The sequence below is a fragment of the Streptomyces radiopugnans genome (genome assembly GCF_900110735.1).
Classification (GTDB): Bacteria; Actinomycetota; Actinomycetes; order Streptomycetales; family Streptomycetaceae; genus Streptomyces; species Streptomyces radiopugnans.
The window spans coordinates 161,031-179,298 of sequence record NZ_FOET01000005.1 but is presented as its reverse complement, the minus strand read 5'-3'; the positions used below and the strand labels follow the sequence as shown (position 1 = coordinate 179,298).

Below are 18,268 nucleotides of genomic sequence, written 5' to 3'. Positions count from 1 at the left end.
ACTCGATTGGGGTCCACGATGCCAGCCAGCATGTCCTCGCCCGCGCTGCCCGATCCCAACGGACGCCGCGTGCCGTACCCGCGGGGCACCGCGACGACCCTGCACCTGATCGAGGAGCAGGCCCGTGCCACCCCCGACGCCGACGCGCTGTACTACGACGGCGCGACGCTGAGCTACCGGGAGCTGGACCGCAGGGCCAACTCCCTGGCCGCGGTGCTCGTGGACCACGGCGCGCGCCGGGAGACGCTGCTCCCCCTGCTGGTGAGCGACGGGATGGAACTCCCGCTCGCGATGGTCGCGGCGATGAAGGCCGGAGTCCCCTTCATCCCCTTCGACCCGGGCTGGCCCCGGGAGCGGATCGGCGCGCTGCTGCGGGGCCTGGGCACCGACATCGCCGTCGTCTCCCCGCGCACCCCGGCTCCGGCGGCCGGCTGCGCCCGCGCCCTCGTGGCCGACCACCGGAAGCTGGACGGCACCGACGCCGCCCCCGCCGGCGGGCGCCCCGGCCGTACCGACCTCGCCTACGGCTTCTTCACCTCGGGCACCACGGGCCTGCCCAAGTGCACGCTCAACGTGCACCGCGGCCTGCTCAACCGGTTCCTCTACATGACCCGCAGGTTCGGCGCCGGGCACGTGGCGCTCCAGAACAGCCGGTCGGTCTTCGACTCGTCGCTGTGGCAGTTGCTGTGGCCGCTGACCATGGGCGGCAGCGTCGTCATGCCGCGCCGCGACGGGCTGCTCGACCTGGAGCGCACCGTCGACCAGATCGGCCGCCACGGGGTGACGATCACCGACTTCGTGCCGTCGATCTTCACCGTGCTCGTCGACCTGCTCGCCTCGGACCCGGCGCTGGTGCGGGCGGCCGGCTCCCTGCGGCACGTCCTGCTGGGAGGCGAGGCGATCAACGTGGAGGCGGTCCGCAGGTTCCACGGGCTGCTGCCCGGCACGGCGATCACCAACACCTACGGCCCCACCGAGGCGTCGATCGGCAGTGTCTTCCACACCGTCACCGCGGGCGCCGGCGGTGGCGGCACCGGCGACGAGATACCCGTCGGCCGCCCCATCGACAACACCTCGGCGGTGGTCGTGGACTCCTCGATGCGGCGCCTGGGCACGGGCGAGACCGGCGAGATCCTCATCGGCGGCGACTGCCTGGGGCTGGGCTACCTCGGCGCCCCGGAGCGGACCGGGGCGGCGTTCGTGCCCAACCCCTTCCCCGACATCCCCGGCGACCGCCTCTACCGCACCGGCGACCTCGGCCACTACCGGGCCGACGGCTGCCTGTACTTCGTGGGGCGGCGCGACGACCAGCTCAAGGTGCGCGGGGTGCGGATCGAACCGGCGGAGGTCGAGCGGGCGCTGCTGACGCTGCCGGGGGTCCAGGACGTGCGGGTCGTGCTGCGGGGCGAGGCCGACGGCCAGACCCTGGTCGCGGCCGTCGTAGCCCGCGAGGACCTCGACCTCGCGGACACCAGGGCGCGGGCCGGGAAGCTGCTCCCGGCCGAGCTGGTGCCCGACCGGTTCGTGCGGATCGAGAGCATGCCCCTGTCCCCCAACGGCAAGGCCGACCGCCGGGCCCTGGCTCGGCTGCTGGACGGGCCGGACGCGGCGGAGCGGAGCGCGGCGGAGCGGGCCGCGGCGCCCGGGAGCGGCGGAGCCGGGGGCGGGCCGGCCCCCGGGGGCGACCCGGAGCGGACGGTCCGCTCCCTGTGGGCCGAGCTCCTGGGCGTCACCCCCGGTCCGCGGGACGGCTTCTTCGAGATCGGCGGCACCTCCCTCAGCGCCCAGCGGCTCGTACTGCGCCTGCGCGACCTGTTCGGCCTGCGCCTGTCGGTGCGGGACATCGCCGAGGCGCCGACCGTCGCCGCCCAGGTCCGTCTGATCGCCCGGGGCGGCCCGGAGGCCGGGGAGGCGGCCGTCCACCGGGAGATGCTGGCCGACGCCGCCGCTCTGGAACCGGCCTGTCCGGCAGCCGTACCGCCCCCGCGGTCCGCGGCCGTCGCCCCGCCCCGGCACATCCTCCTCACCGGCGGCACCGGCTTCATCGGCATCCACCTGCTGGACGAGCTGCTGCGGTCCACGACGGCCACCGTCGCCTGCCTGGTCAACGCCGGGGACGACGCGGCCGCCCGCGCCCGGCTCGACGCCCGCGCCCGCCACTACGGCCTGCCCGTCGGCAGCGGCGGCGACCGGGTCCGGGTCGTGCGCGGCGACCTCGGCGCCGAGGGGTTCGGGCTGTCCGGGTCCGGCTTCCGGGAGCTGGCCGAGTGGACGGACACGATCGTGCACGCGGGCGCGGAGGTGAACCTCGTCTACCCCTACCGGCGTCTACGCGCGGTGAACGTGCTCGGCACCCGCGAGGTGGTCCGGCTCGCCCGCACCGGCCCCGGGCCGGCCAGCCCCGTGCACCACCTGTCGACGCTCGGCATCCTGCCCCGCGCGCCCCACGGCGGCTCGGTGCTCGACGAGAACGCCTTCCCCGCGGCCGAGGAGGTGCCGGGCGACGGCTACAGCCGGAGCAAGTGGGTCGCCGAGGCGCTGCTGCGCGAGGCCCGGGGGCGGTACGGCCTCCCGGTGAGCCTGTACCGCATGGGCGAGGTGATGCCGCACTCGCGCACCGGCGTCCTCAGCCACGGCGGCAGCCTCGCCGAGTTCGTCCTGACGGCGTGCGCGGAACTCGGCGTCCGCTTCGAGACGGGCGCGCTGGGCGACTTCACCCCGGTGGACAACGTCAGCCGGTTCATCTCGGCGGCGGTGCGCGAGCGCCGCCTGGGCGAGACCTTCCACGTGGTGCAGCGGGAGCCGACCCGGCTGGACGACCTCATGGGGCGCTTCGGCCCGGCGCGCGACCTGCGGCACGTGACGTACCGGGAGTTCCGCGAACTGGTCGCGGCGCAGAGCTCCCCCTCCCTCCAGCGGCTGGCCATGGTCCTGCCCGATCCGGACGACGGGCCGGGGGACCTGGGCGGGCTCTTCCGGGACGTCCCCTCCCCCGCCTTCGGCCGCAACTGCCACGAGCTGGTGCGGTCCCTGGGCGTGGAGTGGCACGAGACCGTCCCCGCCGCGGACGGCTGAGCGGGCCGGGCTGAACGGGCCGGTTCCCCGGTGCCGGCGGCACCGGGGAACCGGCCCGTTCAGCCGTCCAGCGCCTCGCGCCACAGACGCACCGCGTCCGGGGAGACCGGGGTGTCCCAGCCGCCGAAGCGGGCCGCGCCGCCGATGTGGAAGGCGGTCACGCCCGCCGCGCGCAGGGCGGGGACGTGGCCGAGGTCCAGGCCGCCGCCGGCCATCAGGAGCGGGAGGTAGCCGGGCTCCCCGGCTACCGTACGGGCCGCCTCGGCGCACAGGACGGCCAGGCCCGCCGCCACGCCGTCCGCCGAGCCGGCGGTGAGGTAAGTGTCCAGGCCCGGGTACCCGTCGAGCCGTTTGCGCAGCCCGGCGCGGTCGGCGCAGCGGTCGATGGCGCGGTGGAAGGTCCAGCGGCAGCCGGGGACGGCGTCGAGGACGGCGCCGATCGCGGCGAGGTCGGGCTGCCCGGTGTCGTCGAGGAAGCCGAGCACGAACTCCTCCGCCCCCTCCGCGCGCAGGCCGCGCGCCCGCTCGCGCAGCGCCTCCAGTGCCGCCTCGCCGCCCGCTGCGAACCCGTCCGCCGCGCGCAGCATCACGCGCACCGGCAGATCGGTGGCCCCGCGGACGGCGGCGAAGGTCTCACGGGCGGGGGTGAGGCCGTCGGAGGCCATGTCGCCGACCAGTTCGAGGCGGTCGGCCCCGCCGGTCTGCGCGGCGATCGCGTCCTGGGCGTCGAGGGCGATCACTTCGAGGATTGGTCTAGACATATAGCGGAGCCTGCCACATCGCGGGACACGCCGGGAAGACGGGGCACACAATTGCGTCATGGTCACGCCGAAGAACCGCCATCCGGCCCACGACGGACTGCGCGAGCGCTGGGTCCGGACCCTCCTCGCCGCCCGCCGCCCGGAGGCGGACCTGCCCGCGGACACCCCCTCCCCGTACGCCTACGCCGACGACCTCCTCGCGCGCTGGGCCGAGCCCCACCGCCGCTACCACACCACCGACCACCTGATCGCCGTCCTGGACCGCGTCGGCCTGCTCTCCGCCCACTGCTCCGGCCCCGGGGAGGTCGCCGCCGTCTCGCTGGCGGCCTGGTTCCACGACGCCGTCCACCTCCCGGACCGCTCCACCAACGAGGAGCGCAGCGCCCGCCTGGCCGAGCGCGCCCTGGCCGAGGCGGGCGCCTCCCCCGCCCTGGCCGCCGAGGTGGCCCGGCTGGTCCGCCTCACCGCCGGCCACGACCCGGCCCCCGGCGACACGGGCGGCGAGGTGCTCTGCGACGCCGACCTCGCGGTGCTGGCCGGATCACCGCAGGAGTACGCGGCCTACGCCGCCGCCGTCCGCGAGGAGTACGGCTTCGTCCCCGACGACGCCTTCCGCGCCGGACGCGCCGAGGTCCTGCGCCATCTGCTGGGCCTGCCCGCCCTGTTCCGCACCCGCTACGGCCGGGAGCACTGGGAGCACACCGCCCGCCGCAACCTGGCCACGGAACTGGAGCTGCTGTCGGCCGGCGGGAGCGGCGGGGCGGGCGATGAGGTGGGCGGTGCGACGGGCGGCGGGGCGGGCGGTCAGGTGGGCGGCGGAGGAGCCCGCGACACGAGGGCGTAAAGGACTTTCCGGCACCAAAGGTGTGAGCGAAGGCGGCGAGGAATGGGGAAACCGCCGGTGATGTTGGGCCCGTACATGCCCCATCCCGATCCCGGCGCCGCCTCCGGCGAAACCCCCGGCACCCCGTCCGAGTCCTCCCCCGGCGCCGAGCCCGCGGCCGTTCCGCGCCGCACCGAGCGCCCCCGCATGCCCCTGGCCGTCTACGTCCTGGGGCTGTCCGTGTTCGCGCTCGGCACCTCGGAGTTCATGATCGCCGGGCTGCTCCAGCCGATCGCCCGCGACATGTCGGTGTCCATTCCGCAGGCCGGGCTGCTGGTGTCCGCCTTCGCCGTCGGCATGGTGATCGGCGCCCCCGTGCTGGCCGGTGCGACGCTGCGGCTGCCCCGCCGCACCACGCTGGTGGCACTGCTGGCCGTCTTCGGGGCCGGGCAGATGGCCGGCGCCCTCGCGCCGACCTACGAGGTGCTGTTCGCCTCGCGGGTGGTGAGCGCGCTGGCGTGCGCCGGGTTCTGGGCGGTGGGCGCGGCGGTGGCCGTGTCGCTGGCCCCGGCGGGCGCGAAGGCGAAGGCGATGGCGGTGATGATCGGCGGGCTGAGCGTCGCCAACGTCCTGGGCGTACCGGCCGGGGCGCTCCTGGGGCAGCACGCCGGATGGCGGGCCGCGTTCTGGGCGGTGGCCCTGCTGGCGGCGGTCGGGGTGGCCGGAGTGCTGGCGCTGGTGCCGCCCACCCAGCCGCCCACCGGCGCGGACCGGCCCGTACTCCGCCGCGAGCTGCGGATCTACCGCAGCGGCCAGGTGTGGCTGGCGCTGGTGATCACCGCGCTCAACGCCGCCGCCACCTTCTGCCTCTTCTCCTACCTCTCCCCGCTGCTCACCGACACCGCCGGCCTGGACGAGGGCTGGGTGCCGACCGTGCTGGCGCTGTACGGGGTCGGCGCACTGATCGGCGCCGCGCTCGGCGGCCGGGTCGGCGACGCCCACCTGTTCGGCGCCATGTACGCCGGTCTGGCCGCCACCACCGCCGTGCTGGCGCTGCTGGCGCTCACCGCGCACCTCCCGGTGGCGGCCGTCGGGCTGGCGCTGGGGCTGGGGGTGACCTCGTTCTTCACCGCGCCCGCCATCAACGCCCGGATGTTCGAGGTGGCGGGCGCCGCCCCCACCCTGGCGGGCGCGACGACCACCTCGGCGTTCAACATCGGCAACACCATCGGCCCCTGGGTCGGCGGGCTGGTGATCACCGCCGGCTGGGGCTACACCGGCGTCGCCTGGGTCAGCGCGCTGCTGGCCGCCGCGGCCGTCGGCGCCACGGTGGCCGCCGCGCGGTGGCACCGGCGCACCGCCGCCTCCCGCGTGGTGGCCGGCTCGCCCGCGGACGCGGCCGCCGACGGATCCGCGCGGGTCACCGAGGCGGCGGGCTGACCCGTCCGGGCGTGAGCGCCCTCTCGCCGGAACGCCCCGGTACGCCCTGTTCGCGGTACGGCATTAACCTCGGTGGCCGGTGAACCCGCAGACCGCCCGCGGTCGGCGTCCCGCGTTCCGAGCGCACCCGGGCGCCCGGGGGCACGGGTACGGGTACGGGTACGGGTGAGAGGACATGCGAGATGGACATCGTCCGGAGGAACAACGTCACCGTCACCGGCCGGGAGGACGGGCCGGTGGTGGTGCTGGCACACGGGTTCGGCTGCGACCAGAACATGTGGCGCCTGGTGACGCCCGTCCTGGCCGGGGAGTTCCGGGTGGTGCTCTTCGACCACGTGGGCTCCGGCGACTCCGACCCCTCCGCCTGGGACGAGGCGCGGTACTCCTCGCTGGAGGGGTACGCGCAGGACGTGCTGGAGATCTGCCGCGAGCTGGACCTGCGGGACGTGACGTTCGTGGGGCACTCGGTCAGCGCCATGATCGGGGTGCTGGCGGCGCCGCGCGAGCCGGAGCGCTTCGCCGGGCTGGTCCTGCTGGCCCCCTCCCCGTCCTACATCGACGACGGCGAGTACCGGGGCGGCTTCAGCGAAGCCGACATCGAGGAGCTGCTGGAGTCGCTGGAGAGCAACTACCTGGGCTGGTCGTCGGTGATGGCGCCGGTGATCATGGGCAACCCGGACCGGCCCGAGCTGGGCGAGGAGCTGACCAACAGCTTCTGCCGCACCGACCCGCGCATGGCCCGCGTCTTCGCCCGCACCACCTTCCTGTCCGACAACCGCGAGGACCTGGCCGGGGTGACCGTGCCGACGCTGGTGGTCGAGTGCGCGCACGACACCCTGGCCCCGCGCGAGGTGGGGGCGTTCGTCCGGGACAGGATCGCCGGGAGCACCCTGGTCACCCTGGACGCCCACGGGCACTGCCCGCAGCTGAGCGACCCGGGGCCGACGGCCGAGGCCATCGCCTCCTTCGCGAGGGCGCGGTGACCTCCCGCGCGGGCCCCGGGCCGGACGGACCGGATCGGCCCGACCGGCCCGGCCGGCCGGAGGCCGCACCGGGGCCGGGGGAGGGCAGGGAGCTGGAGGACGACCCGGAGGACCTGTACGAGAACACGCCGTGCGGCCAGCTCTCCACCCTCCCCGACGGCAGGATCGTCAGGGTCAACGCCACCCTGCTGGACTGGCTCGGCTACCGCAGCGAGGAGCTGGTCGGCCGCCGCACCTTCTCCGACCTGCTCACCGTCGGCGGCAGGATCTACCACGAGACCCACCTCGCCCCGCTGCTGCGGATGCAGGGCCGCATCGGCGGGATAGCCCTGGAGATGAAGGCGGCCGACGGAAGCCGCCTCCCGGTGATGGTCGCCTCCACGGTGCGGGACGGCTCGGAGGGACGGCCGCCGCTGGTGCGCACCTCCGTCTTCGAGGCCCGCGACCGCCGCGCCTACGAGACCGAGCTGCTGCGCGCCCGCCGGGAGGCCGAGCGCGAGCGCGAACGCGTCCAGCAGCTCGCCACCACCCTCCAGCGCAGCCTGCTGCCGCCCGCCCTGCCCGGCATCCCCGGTGCCGAACTGGCCGCGCACTACCACACCGCCTCGGCCGACGAGGTCGGCGGCGACTTCTACGACCTGTTCCCCGTCTCCGGCGGACGCTGGGGGCTCTTCCTCGGCGATGTGTCCGGCAAGGGCGCCGAGGCGGCGGCCGTCACCTCCCTCGCCCGCTACTCGCTGCGCGCCGCGAGCGTCTCCGACCCCGACCCGGTCAGGGTGCTGGCCAACCTCAACACCGTCCTGGAGCACGAGAACCACGGCGCCGACCCGCGCTTCTGCACCGTCGTCCACGGCCTGCTCACCCCCGGCGAGCACGGCTGCGGCCTCGTCCTCGCCAGCGGCGGCCATCCGCCGGCCCTGCTGCTGCGCGCCGACGGCACCGCCGAATACCTGCACACCCCCGGAGGCCAGCTGGTCGGGGTGCTGCCGAACGCCCACTTCACCGCCACCACCGTGCGCCTGGCCCCCGGCGACACCCTGCTGCTGTACACCGACGGGCTGACCGAGGCCCGCACCGACCGCACCGGCCGCCGCGGGAAGCGGTACGGGGAAGAGGCCCTGCTCGACTTCGCCGCCGGACTGGCCCCGACGAGCGCCGCGGGCGCCGTCGCCGCCGTCGGCGCCCTGCTGGAGGACCTGGGCGAGGGCGTGGACGACGACACCGCCGTACTGGCCCTCGGCGTCCCCGCCTCCCGTAAGGACCCGGACGGGCCTGACGGACCCTGACGGGCCGGACGGACCTGGGCCGATCAGGGCGCCGTGACCACCCGGCGCGGTGGCCTGCGCCGCCGCAGGCCCGCATCCGTCAGCCGCCGCAGCAGCTCCTTGCTGCCCACCTCGACCGCGCCCAGCCGTACAGCCCGCTCGTAGCGGTGGGCGGGTACGTCGTAGTGGTCGCGGTCGAAGGCGCGGCGCGGGCAGCCGGCGGCGGCGGCGAACGCGTGCAGTTCCTCGTAGGAGACGTCGCTGACCAGGTGCGACCACAGCATCCCGTGGCCCGGCCACTCGGGCGGGTCGATGTAGACGGTCACCGGGCGCTTCCCAGCTCCCCGACGGGCGCCACCGCCGTCGCCGTCCGGCCGCACACCCAGTGCGGGTCCGGGCCCAGCTCGGGCTCGACGTCGAGGGCGTGCTCCTCGGGACCGCCGCACAGCGGGCAGCCCGGCCAGCGTCCCCGGCGGTCCAGCAGGGCGTCCTGGACGTCCTGGGCGATCAGGCCCGCGACGAAGGAGGCGCCCTCGGGCCACTGCTCGACCCACCAGCGGCGGTGGGAGACCGCCTCCTCGACCAGCGAGACGACCTCGGCCTCGGCGATGCCGCAGGCGGTGAGGTCGGCGAGGACGAGCGCCCGGCCGGTGTGGAGGGCGCGTTCGAGGCCGCGGGGACCGGGGTCGTGGGGATCGGGACCGGGGGAAGGGGGATGCTCCTCTGTCATAGCCCCTCCATTGGAGCAGACGGCCGGGGGAACCGCCCCGCCGACCGCGGTCGCGGAAAGCGACGGACGTCTTGACGGCCCCGCGCGGCGAAAATATCTTCCGCCGTGTGAACAACATCGTGAAGGAAAGTTTCTCCGGCGCGGTCCGCGACACCGCGCCGGGCCGTCGCCCCGGTCCCCCCGAGCCCGCCGCCCTCGCCGCCAAGGTGCGCACCATGGCCCCCTCGATGACCCGCTCCATGCAGCGCGTCGCCGAGGCCGTCGCCGGCGACCCCGCCGGATGCGCGCAGCTCACCGTCACCGGCCTCGCCGAGCGCACCGGCACCAGCGAGGCCACCGTCGTGCGGACCTCGCGCCTGCTGGGCTATCCCGGCTACCGCGATCTGCGGCTGGCGCTGGCCGGACTCGCCGCGCAGCAGGCGTCCGGCGCCTCCCCGTCGGTGACCGCCGACATCGCCGTGGACGATCCCATCGAGGACGTCATAGCCAAGCTCGCCCACGACGAGCGGCAGACCCTCGCCGACACCGCCGCCGGGCTGGATCCCGGCCAGGTCGAGGCGGCCGTGCACGCCATGGCCTCCGCCCGCCGGATCGACCTCTACGGCGCCGGCGCCTCCGCCCTGGTCGCCCAGGACCTGGCGCAGAAGCTGCTGCGGATCGGCCTGGTCGCCCACGCCCACGCCGATCCGCATCTGGCCGTCACCGGCGCCGTGCAGCTGCGCGCCGGCGACGTCGCCCTGGCGGTGACCCACTCCGGCCGTACGGTGGACGTGATCGAACCGCTGCGCGTCGCCTTCGACCACGGTGCCACCACCGTGGCCGTCACCGGCCGCCCGGACGGGGAGATCGCGCAGTACGCCGACCACGTGCTGACCACCTCCACGGCGCGCGAGAGCGAACTGCGCCCGGCGGCCATGTCCAGCCGGACCAGTCAACTGCTGGTCGTGGACTGCCTGTTCATCGGCGTGGCACAGCGCACCTACGAGACCGCCGCCCCCGCGCTGTCGGCCTCCTACGAGGCGCTGGCCCACCGCCACTCGCCCCGGCAGCGCTGACCGTCCCTCCACCCCCGCGACCGCACGAACCCCCGGCCGCCCGAGCAGAACCGCCCAACCCCCCACACCCATCCCCGGGCGCCGGCACCGGTGGCCGGCCCCGGCATCCGGAAGAACGGAAAGAGCCGCACCGTCATGACCTCCTTCCCGACCGCCGCCGGCCACGGACCCGGTGACCCCGGCCGCGATCCCGGCGATCCCAGCTCATCCGACGACTCCCGCGACCCCCTCGGCCCCCTCGACCCCCTCGCCCCGGACGGCGCGTACGGCCGGCTGCGCGCCGAACTGGACACGCTCACCACCGAGGCGTTCCGCAGCGACCTGTCCGAGATCGACCGGCTCCCCACCCTGGAGATCGCCAGGGTCATGAACGGGGAGGACGCCACCGTCCCCACCGCCGTCGCCTCCCAGCTCCCGCGCATCGCCGCCGCCATCGACGCCACCGCCGAGCGGATGGCGCGCGGCGGGCGGCTGGTCTACGCGGGGGCCGGGACGGCCGGGCGGCTGGGCGTACTGGACGCCAGCGAGTGCCCGCCCACCTTCGACACCGATCCCTCCCAGGTCGTCGGGGTGATCGCGGGCGGCCCCGAAGCGCTGGTCAGCGCGGCCGAGGGCGCCGAGGACCGCGCCGACCTCGCCGCGGCGGACCTCGACGGGCTGGGCCTGGGCCCCGGCGACGTGGTGGTCGGCGTGTCGGCCTCCGGACGCACCCCGTACACCGTCGGCGCGGTCGAGCACGCGCGACGGCTGGGGGCGCTGACGGTCGGGCTGTCCTGCAACTCCGGCTCACCGCTGGCGGCGGCCGCCGACCACGGCATCGAGGTCGTCGTGGGACCGGAGCTGATCACCGGCTCCTCCCGGCTCAAGGCTGGCACGGCCCAGAAGCTGGTCCTCAACATGATCTCGACCATCACCATGATCCGGCTGGGCAAGACGTACGGGAACCTGATGGTCGACGTGCGCGCCTCGAACGAGAAGCTGCGGGCCCGCTCCCGCCGTATCGTCTCGCTGGCCACGGGGGCGAGCGACGAGCGGATCGAGTCGGCGCTCGCGGCCACCGGCGGCGAGGTGAAGAACGCGATCCTCACCATCCTGGGCGAGGTGGACGGCCCCACGGCCGAGCGCCTGCTGCGGGAGTCCGGCGGCCGGCTGCGCACGGCCCTGGAGGCGGCACGCGGCTGACGGCCCGCCCGCACCCGGCCCGCGCCGCGCACCCCGGCCGGCGGAGCACGGCGGGGCGCGGCGGGGTCCGGCCGCCGGTGGGGTCCGGCCCGCACCCGGCCCGCCCTTCCGCGTCCGCACGGCGGGGCGCTTGCGGCGGGACGCGTGCACGGGTACGCAGAGGCCCCCGGCGCGCACGGAAGGGGGTGGTGCGCGCCGGGGGCCGGCGTCGCGGGCGTACGCGTGTCCCGCCGTACGCCCGCGCCGGACGGCGGGCCGGCTCAGCCGTTCCGCGTCCCCGCCTGCGCGGGTTCGCTCTCCGCGCCGCGCGCGGCGGGCGCCGGGTCCCAGCACTCCACCCCGGTCAGGCCGGGCAGGCGGTCGCGGGTGAAGACGGGGTCCAGACCCGCGCGGCGCTGGGCGAGGTAGTCCTCCATCAGCCGGAAGGCGATCACCGACAGCGGCAGGATCGCCAGCAGGTTGACCAGGGCCATGGCGCCCATGGTGACGTCGGCGAGGCTCCACACCACGCTCAGCGAGCCCAGCGCGCCCAGGAAGGCGGCGGCCAGGACGAGCCCCCGGTAGCCGAGCATGACCGAGCGGCGGCGGGTGATGAACTCGATGTTGGACTCGCCGTAGTAGTAGTTGCCGATCATCGAGCTGAAGGCGAGCAGGAAGACCACCAGCGTCAGCAGATGGCCGGCCCAGCCGCCCAGGGTCTCCTGCAGCGCGGACTGCGTGAGGTCGGCGCCCTGGCGCCCGGAGAGCTCCGGGTTGGCGGAGAGGATGACGAAGGCGGTCATCGTGCAGACCACCAGGGTGTCGAAGAAGACGCCCAGGGTCTGCACCAGGCCCTGCTTGACCGGGTGGGAGGTCTCGGCCGCGGCGGCGGCGTTCGGAGCGGAGCCCAGGCCGGCCTCGTTGGAGAACATGCCGCGGCGCACGCCCTGCTGGATCGCCGCGCCGATGCCGCCTCCGGCGACCTCGCGCAGGCCGAAGGCGCCGCCGACGATGTCGGCGAGGACGCGCGGCACCTCGGAGATGTTGAGCACCACGACGGCCAGTCCCACCAGCAGGTACACCACGGCCATCACGGGGACGAGCACCTTGGTGACCGAGGCGATCCTGCGCACTCCGCCGAAGACGGCCAGGCCGAGCAGCACGGCGAGGGCGGCGCCGACGGCCGGGGCGACCCAGTCGGAGCCGCCGTCACCGCCCGTGCCCAGCGATCCGGCGGTGACCGAGGCGATCGTGTTGGACTGCACGGCCGTGAACACGAGCCCGAAGGTCAGGGTGATGATCACGGCGAACAGCACGCCGAGCCAGCGCCTGCCCAGGCCGCGCTGCATGTAGTACGCGGGACCGCCGCGGTAGGCGCCCTCGCCGCCCCTGCTGCGGTCGCGCACCTTGTAGAGCTGGGCGAGGGTGGACTCCACGAACGCGGAGGCGCCGCCGACCAGCGCCATCATCCACATCCAGAAGACCGCGCCGGGCCCTCCGACGGTGATGGCCGCCGCGACGCCGGCGATGTTGCCGGTGCCGATCCGGGCGGCGGCGGAGATGGTGAAGGCGCCGAACGGGGAGACCGGCTTCCTGCCGTCGGCCCCGGCGCGGGGCTGCTCCGCGACCGTCCTGAGGATCTCCGGCAGGAGCCGGATCTGCAGGGCCCGGGAGCGGATGGTGAAGTACAGACCCGCCACAGCCACCAGGGGGATCAGCAGGTAGGTCCAGAAGTGATCGTTGATCTCGACGATCACGGTTTCGAGCGTGCTCATCGCGTCGTTGCCGTCCAGGAGTCGTGTGGGGTGGTTTCGGCTCTGGAAACAGAGTGGAAGCACCGCGGGAGGGGATCGCCCGTACGCGGCCCCCGGGAGGCTATCCGGTGCGCCGCCCCCCGGTCAGGCCCCGACACGGTGCCAAATCTCACATCCCGGACATGACGAGAGGGCGGCACCCCTCGGGGTGCCGCCCTCGTCACCGTGCGCGCGGTGCGCGCCCGGTGGGAACCGCCGATCCGCCGGGCGGATCAGAAGTCCATGCCACCGCCCATGCCGGCTGCGGCGGCGTCGGCGCCGGCCGCGGCCTTCTCCGGCTTGTCGGCGATGACGGCCTCGGTGGTGAGGAAGAGCGCCGCGATGGAGGCGGCGTTCTGCAGCGCGGAGCGGGTGACCTTGGCCGGGTCGATGATGCCCTCGGCGATCATGTCCACGTACTCACCGGTCGCGGCGTTCAGACCGTGGCCCGGGGTCAGGTTGCGCACCTTCTCCACGATGACGCCGCCCTCGAGGCCGGCGTTGACCGCGATCTGCTTCAGCGGGGCCTCCAGCGCGGCCTTGACCGCGGCGGCGCCGGTGGCCTCGTCGCCGTCGAGCTCAAGCTTCTCGAAGACCGCGGAGGCCTGCAGCAGGGCCACGCCACCGCCGGCGACGATGCCCTCCTCGACGGCCGCCTTGGCGTTGCGCACCGCGTCCTCGATGCGGTGCTTGCGCTCCTTCAGCTCCACCTCGGTGGCGGCGCCGGCCTTGATGACGGCCACGCCGCCGGCCAGCTTCGCCAGACGCTCCTGGAGCTTCTCGCGGTCGTAGTCGGAGTCGGAGTTCTCGATCTCGGCGCGGATCTGGTTCACGCGGCCGTTGACCTGCTCGCTGTCACCGGCACCGTCGACGATGGTGGTCTCGTCCTTGGTGATGACGACCTTGCGGGCGCGGCCCAGCAGCTCCAGACCGGCGTTCTCCAGCTTGAGGCCGACCTCCTCGGAGATGACCTGGCCGCCGGTGAGGATGGCGATGTCGCCGAGCATGGCCTTGCGGCGGTCGCCGAAGCCCGGGGCCTTGACGGCGACGGACTTGAAGGTGCCGCGGATCTTGTTGACGACCAGGGTCGACAGGGCCTCGCCCTCGACGTCCTCGGCGATGATCAGCAGCGGCTTGCCGGCCTGCATGACCTTCTCCAGCAGCGGGAGCAGGTCCTTGACGGCGCTGATCTTGGAGTTGGCGATCAGGATGTAGGGGTCCTCCAGGACCGCCTCCATCCGCTCCATGTCGGTGGCGAAGTAGGCGGAGATGTAGCCCTTGTCGAAGCGCATGCCCTCGGTGAGCTCGAGCTCCAGGCCGAAGGTCTGCGACTCCTCGACGGTGATGACGCCTTCCTTGCCGACCTTGTCCATGGCCTCGGCGATCAGCTCGCCGATCTGGGTGTCGGCGGCGGAGATGGAGGCGGTCGAGGCGATCTGCTCCTTGGTCTCCACCTCCTTGGCCTGCTCCAGCAGGGCGGCGGAGACGGCCTCGGTGGCCTTCTCGATGCCGCGCTTGAGGGCCATCGGGTTGGCGCCGGCGGCGACGTTGCGCAGACCCTCGCGGACCAGCGCCTGGGCCAGGACGGTCGCGGTGGTCGTACCGTCACCGGCGACGTCGTCGGTCTTCTTCGCGACCTCCTTGACCAGCTCGGCGCCGATCTTCTCGTACGGGTCCTCGAGCTCGATCTCCTTGGCGATGGAGACACCATCGTTGGTGATCGTGGGGGCGCCCCACTTCTTCTCAAGGACGACGTTGCGGCCCTTGGGGCCGAGCGTGACCTTGACGGCGTCGGCGAGCTGGTTCATCCCGCGCTCGAGGCCGCGCCGCGCCTCCTCGTCGAACGCGATGATCTTGGCCATGTGAAGTGGTCCTCCCTGGGGTTCCCCATGCCGAAGGCCAGGGGCGGGTTGGGATGTCTCCGGACCGCTCTGGCGCCCGCGACGGACGGCCCACCGGCCCGGCGGTTCCTTGCTCCACCGGGCTTGCGGACCTCACCGAACCGGTCCTTGCTTTGTCACTCTCACCTTCAGAGTGCTAACGCCAATGATTAGCACTCGACCCCTCCGAGTGCAAGCGCGTCAGGGATTCCGCGCGCCCGTACCGCCGGGTACGGGACGGACGCGGGGGCGCGGGCGGGCCTGGGGCGCGCGCCGGTGCGTGGGCGCACGACGGGAGGGCCCGCGCCCCTTGCGGGGACGCGGGCCCTCCTGTGCCGTCTACTGCTGATGTGCGTGGTGGTGCGTGTGTCCGGCGCTTCAGGCCGTCACGCGGACCATGTCCGCCTGCGGGCCCTTCTGGCCCTGCGAGATCTCGAACTCGACCCGCTGCCCTTCCTCAAGGGTGCGGTATCCGTCCATCTGGATCGCGCTGTAGTGGACGAACACGTCCGCCCCACCGTCGACCGCGATGAAGCCGTATCCCTTCTCCGCGTTGAACCACTTGACGGTGCCTTGAGCCATTCCTAACTCCCCTATTGCCGGCCCTTGCGCGGGCCCGCGCTCCGCGGACCCGGGTCAGTTGCCACCCCCCGGCGAGAGGGGGCGGCGTGCGCCGGAACGCGTCGACCGCGGCTGAATGTATCTGGGCAGACGCCCTCCGCAACAGGTCTGTCAGACGAGAATTCCGGTCACGCCGGATTGCCGATAAGCACATGAACGGCGGGAAAGTAGGGCAACCCGGGCCGGGCATAGCGGACCGACACGACAATTCGCCCGGTAAATCCGGGCGCAAGTTGTCGCGTTCTCATGGGCGCCGAGCGCGCATTCGGGGGGAGGCACGCTCACTCTACCGCTCTTCGAGGGGCGGAATTACCAATTCCGTTCACCGTCCGCGGTGTGCGCCCCCTCCCGGAGCACACGCGCGGGCGGCCCCGCTCCCCCTCGTACGGAGTCGTACGGATCGGGGGGCGGGGCCGCCCGCGTTCGGTGCCGGGAGCCGTGGGCCGCTCCCGGCGTCTCAGCAGTTCAGGCCGGGTCGGACCAGGCCGGGCCGGGCCGGGTCAGACCGGGCCGGGTCGGGTCAGCAGCCGCCCGCGACGGCCGGGATGATGGAGACGCCCGAGCCGTCCGGCGTCGGCGTCTGCAGGCCGTCGGCGAAGCGGACGTCGTCGTCGTCGACGTAGACGTTCACGAAGCGGCGCAGCTTGCCCGAGTCGTCCAGCACCCTGGCGGAGATGCCCTGGTGGTTCTTCTCCAGGTCGGCGATGACCTCGGCGAGCGTGGCGCCCTCGGCGGGCACCTCGGCCCGGCCGCCGGTGTAGGTGCGCAGGATGGTCGGGATTCGGACGGTGACGCTCATGCCAGGCCAGCCTCTCGGAAGGAGTCCAGGTTGGGACGGATGATCGCGGACGGTCCGGTGGTCGGGGCCACCGCGTCCAGGGTCTTGAGGCCGTCGCCGGTGTTGAGGACGACGGTGGTCAGGGTCGGGTCGAGCACGCCGGCCTCGATCAGCTTCCTCGTCACGCCGACGGTCACGCCGCCCGCGGTCTCGGCGAAGACGCCCTCGGTCCGGGCCAGCAGCTTGATCGCGTCGACGATCTGCCCGTCGTTCACGTCCTCCACCGCGCCGCCGGTGCGGCGGGCGATGTCCAGCACGTACGGGCCGTCGGCCGGGTTGCCGATGGCCAGCGACTTGGCGATGGTGTCCGGCTTCACCGGCCGCACCACGTCGTGGCCGTCCTTGAAGGCCCGTGCCACCGGCGAGCAGCCCTCGGCCTGGGCGCCGAAGATCTTGTAGGGCCTGTCCTCGACCAGCCCCAGGGCGATCAGCTCGCGCAGTCCCTTGTCGATCTTGGTGAGCTGGGAGCCGGAGGCGATCGGGACGACGAGCTGGTCCGGCAGCCGCCACCCGAGCTGCTCGCAGATCTCGTACGCCAGGGTCTTGGAGCCCTCCGCGTAGTACGGGCGGAGGTTGACGTTGACGAAGCCCCAGCCCTCGCCGATCGGGTCCCCGATCAGCTCCGAGCAGAAGCGGTTCACATCGTCGTAGGTGCCCTCGATGCCCACCAGGTCGCCGCCGTAGACCGCGGCCATGACGACCTTGCCCTGCTCCAGGTCGTGCGGGATGAACACGCACGAGCGCAGGCCCGCGCGGGCCGCCGCGGCGCCGACGGCGCCGGCGAGGTTGCCGGTGGAGGAGCACGACAGGGTGGTGAAGCCGAAGGCCCGGGCGGCCTCGACGGCGATGGCCACCACCCGGTCCTTGAAGGAGTGCGTGGGGTTGCCGGAGTCGTCCTTGACGTACAGGCCGCCGGTGACGCCCAGCTCGCGGGCGAGGTTGTCGGCCTTGACCAGCCTGGTGAAGCCCGGGTTCAGATTGGGCTTGCCGGCCACGTCGGCCGGGACCGGCAGCAGCGGGGCGTAGCGCCAGATGCTGTCCGGACCGGCGGCGATCCGCCGGCGCAGCTCCTCCGGGTCGCCCTCGGGCAGGTCGTACGCGATCTCCAGGGGACCGAAACACGCCTCGCAGGCGAAGACCGGCCCGAGCGGGAAACGCTCACCGCATTCGCGGCAGGAGAGCGCCGCGGCGGGACCGAGCGAAAGGTCGGTGTGGGTTGCAACAGTCTGCACAGCCATGGTCGGCGAGGCCCTTTCTCCTCATCTTCCCCGCGACGCCTTTCGCCGCAGGCCGGAATTGGCACCTTCCCCACCGTGGCCTCGGACTGTTGTGAACGAGTGCCGGCGGGAGGGTTGCCGGGGCTTCAACGGGCCGTTCCCTCTGCCCCTCTGGATGAGCTCTATGGCGCCGGCCAGCAGCCTGACCGGTGCGTTTGTGCACGCCGGAGGCTCCAAGATGCGGAACTCCCGCGTGTCGTCCAAGACTGTAACCGAAGCCCTCGGCCGCAAGGCCGGCCGTCCGAACCGCGAGACGAGAGGCACACGGGGCGGCACGGGCCGCCCCGGGAACGCGAGGTCCCGGCGAACGCCCCGGAAACATGCCCGCCAACGGGCATGGACGGCCGGTGGCGGGCAACCACGGTCCGACCGCGACCGACAGACTCCGACCGGCGGCGGCCGGCGCGGAGACCGACGCAGAGACCGACACCACGTACCGGCACCCCGCACGGACACCCGGGTGATCCCGGTCCCGCAGAATGCCTGGGGCCGCCGGGACGGCGGGGGCAGCCGGGAACACCGGGGCCGCCGGGGGTGTCCAGACCGCCGACAACCGCTGAGGACCG

At 74.0% G+C, this 18,268-nt stretch carries 15 protein-coding genes and 1 riboswitch; of the genes, 7 read left to right on the top strand and 8 right to left on the bottom strand.

Features of this window, described 5'->3' with window-relative positions:
• Positions 1–18: 18 nt before the first annotated feature.
• Positions 19–3,075: a non-ribosomal peptide synthetase gene (locus BMY40_RS13115; RefSeq protein WP_093658919.1), complete on the top strand. Its 3,057-nt coding sequence runs from the start codon at positions 19–21 to the stop codon at positions 3,073–3,075.
• A 59-nt stretch (positions 3,076–3,134) separates the two neighbouring features.
• Here BMY40_RS13115 and BMY40_RS13110 read toward each other — a convergent pair whose 3' ends face one another.
• Complete coding sequence (locus BMY40_RS13110) at positions 3,135–3,836, bottom strand: copper homeostasis protein CutC (protein ID WP_093658917.1); 702 nt, start codon at positions 3,834–3,836, stop codon at positions 3,135–3,137.
• 58 nt (positions 3,837–3,894) lie between these two features.
• Here BMY40_RS13110 and BMY40_RS13105 point away from each other — a divergent pair, with 58 nt between their 5' ends.
• The 4 genes from BMY40_RS13105 (at position 3,895) to BMY40_RS13090 (ending at position 8,368) form a co-directional block, all read left to right on the top strand.
• Positions 3,895–4,680 carry an HD domain-containing protein gene (locus BMY40_RS13105; RefSeq protein WP_245770054.1) on the top strand — a complete coding sequence of 262 codons (786 nt, stop codon included), beginning with the start codon at positions 3,895–3,897 and terminating at the stop codon, positions 4,678–4,680.
• Between the two features lie 186 nt (positions 4,681–4,866).
• Entirely contained in the window at positions 4,867–6,099 is a 1,233-nt protein-coding gene (locus BMY40_RS13100) for a Cmx/CmrA family chloramphenicol efflux MFS transporter (RefSeq protein ID WP_093659189.1), read from the top strand.
• Between the two features lie 182 nt (positions 6,100–6,281).
• Positions 6,282–7,082, top strand: coding sequence for an alpha/beta fold hydrolase (locus BMY40_RS13095; RefSeq protein WP_093658915.1), 801 nt, complete (start codon positions 6,282–6,284; stop codon positions 7,080–7,082).
• The gene (locus BMY40_RS13090; protein ID WP_218158282.1) at positions 7,079–8,368 is read left to right on the top strand and encodes a SpoIIE family protein phosphatase; all 1,290 of its coding nucleotides are present in this window, start codon (positions 7,079–7,081) and stop codon (positions 8,366–8,368) included. Before BMY40_RS13095 ends, BMY40_RS13090 begins: the two co-directional genes overlap by 4 nt.
• 23 nt (positions 8,369–8,391) lie before the next feature.
• Here the strand turns inward: BMY40_RS13090 and BMY40_RS13085 are convergent, their stop codons facing one another.
• Both BMY40_RS13085 and BMY40_RS13080 read right to left on the bottom strand, forming a co-directional pair.
• Positions 8,392–8,673: a DUF4031 domain-containing protein gene (locus tag BMY40_RS13085; protein ID WP_093658913.1), complete on the bottom strand. Its 282-nt coding sequence runs from the start codon at positions 8,671–8,673 to the stop codon at positions 8,392–8,394.
• Complete coding sequence (locus BMY40_RS13080; RefSeq protein WP_093658911.1) at positions 8,670–9,077, bottom strand: hypothetical protein; 408 nt, start codon at positions 9,075–9,077, stop codon at positions 8,670–8,672. The genes BMY40_RS13085 and BMY40_RS13080 overlap by 4 nt, the downstream gene beginning before the upstream one ends.
• Before the next feature lie 119 nt (positions 9,078–9,196).
• On the opposite strand from BMY40_RS13080, the gene BMY40_RS13075 reads away from it, so the two are divergent.
• Both BMY40_RS13075 and murQ read left to right on the top strand, forming a co-directional pair.
• Positions 9,197–10,132, top strand: a complete 936-nt coding sequence (locus tag BMY40_RS13075) for a MurR/RpiR family transcriptional regulator (protein WP_093659185.1) — start codon at positions 9,197–9,199, stop codon at positions 10,130–10,132.
• A 135-nt stretch (positions 10,133–10,267) separates the two neighbouring features.
• Entirely contained in the window at positions 10,268–11,314 is a 1,047-nt protein-coding gene (gene murQ, locus BMY40_RS13070) for an N-acetylmuramic acid 6-phosphate etherase (protein WP_093659183.1), read from the top strand.
• 260 nt (positions 11,315–11,574) lie between these two features.
• Here murQ and BMY40_RS13065 read toward each other — a convergent pair whose 3' ends face one another.
• The 5 genes from BMY40_RS13065 to thrC all read right to left on the bottom strand — a co-directional run bounded on the left by BMY40_RS13065 (position 11,575) and on the right by thrC (position 17,663).
• Positions 11,575–13,068 carry an alanine/glycine:cation symporter family protein gene (locus tag BMY40_RS13065; protein WP_093658909.1) on the bottom strand — a complete coding sequence of 498 codons (1,494 nt, stop codon included), beginning with the start codon at positions 13,066–13,068 and terminating at the stop codon, positions 11,575–11,577.
• 251 nt (positions 13,069–13,319) lie between these two features.
• Positions 13,320–14,948 (bottom strand): chaperonin GroEL, encoded by a 1,629-nt coding sequence (groL, locus tag BMY40_RS13060; RefSeq protein ID WP_093658907.1) that lies wholly within the window; start codon positions 14,946–14,948, stop codon positions 13,320–13,322.
• A gap of 396 nt (positions 14,949–15,344) precedes the next feature.
• Positions 15,345–15,548, bottom strand: a complete 204-nt coding sequence (locus BMY40_RS13055; protein WP_004986573.1) for a cold-shock protein — start codon at positions 15,546–15,548, stop codon at positions 15,345–15,347.
• Positions 15,549–16,107: 559 nt separating this feature from the next.
• The gene (locus BMY40_RS13050; protein ID WP_093658905.1) at positions 16,108–16,386 is read right to left on the bottom strand and encodes a MoaD/ThiS family protein; all 279 of its coding nucleotides are present in this window, start codon (positions 16,384–16,386) and stop codon (positions 16,108–16,110) included.
• On the bottom strand, positions 16,383–17,663 hold the full coding sequence (gene thrC, locus BMY40_RS13045; RefSeq protein ID WP_093658903.1) for a threonine synthase: 1,281 nt from the start codon (positions 17,661–17,663) through the stop codon (positions 16,383–16,385). The genes BMY40_RS13050 and thrC overlap by 4 nt, the downstream gene beginning before the upstream one ends.
• 18 nt (positions 17,664–17,681) lie before the next feature.
• Positions 17,682–17,824: riboswitch (SAM riboswitch) on the bottom strand.
• Positions 17,825–18,268: the final 444 nt, after the last annotated feature.